The organism is Nitratireductor sp. GCM10026969 (genome assembly GCF_042660605.1).
In the GTDB taxonomy this organism is placed as follows: Bacteria; Pseudomonadota; Alphaproteobacteria; order Rhizobiales; family Rhizobiaceae; genus Chelativorans.
The window spans coordinates 1-659 of the sequence record NZ_JBHSUM010000326.1; the positions used below are offsets into that span (position 1 = coordinate 1).

A 659-nucleotide genomic window follows, 5' to 3' on the forward strand; every position below is an offset into this window, starting at 1 on the left:
GGCATGGCTTTCCACGCAGACGCCTTATCGAGCGCGCGAGGATCTGGCGCGCATCCTCGGGCTTTCGATGGCGCAGGTGCGGGTGGTCGCGCCCGATGTGGGCGGCGCGTTCGGCGGCAAGGCGTCCATCTATCCCGAGGACGTGGTGGTGGCCTGGGCGGCACGCGCACTCGCCGGGCCCGTCAAATGGTGTTCGACGCGGGGCGACGATCTGCTTTCGGCAACGCAGGGGCGCGGCGCGCGCACCTACGGCGAACTTGCCCTGTCGTCCGACGGACGGATGCTTGCCTTACGGGCAAGAATGGAGTTCCCGCATGGGCACTGGATGCCCTACAGCGCGGTCGTGCCGATGCGCAATGCAGCGCGCATCCTGCCGGGACCCTACCGGGTCGGCGCGGTCGATGTCTCGGCGCGGGGGCGGATGACGAACGGGCCGGCCGTGGGGATCTACCGCGGTGCCGGCCGGCCGGAAGCGGCGATGCTGATGGAGCGCCTCGTCGAGGCGGCGGCCCGCGAACTGGCGCTCGATCCGTTGGAGTTGCGCCGCCGCAACGTGATCGACACGCAAGCCTTTCCCTACCGCACCCCGACGGGCGAAACGCTGGACTCCGGCGATTTTTGCGCGCTGATCGAAAAACTCGCGGCCAGGGCCGAGTATG

1 protein-coding gene is annotated in these 659 nt (G+C 69.5%); it reads left to right on the top strand.

The genetic code is table 11. The annotated features are described in order from the left end of the window. The coding region (locus tag ACFP9U_RS25295; RefSeq protein ID WP_378625662.1) for a xanthine dehydrogenase family protein molybdopterin-binding subunit at positions 1–659 on the top strand (659 nt) is incomplete at both ends.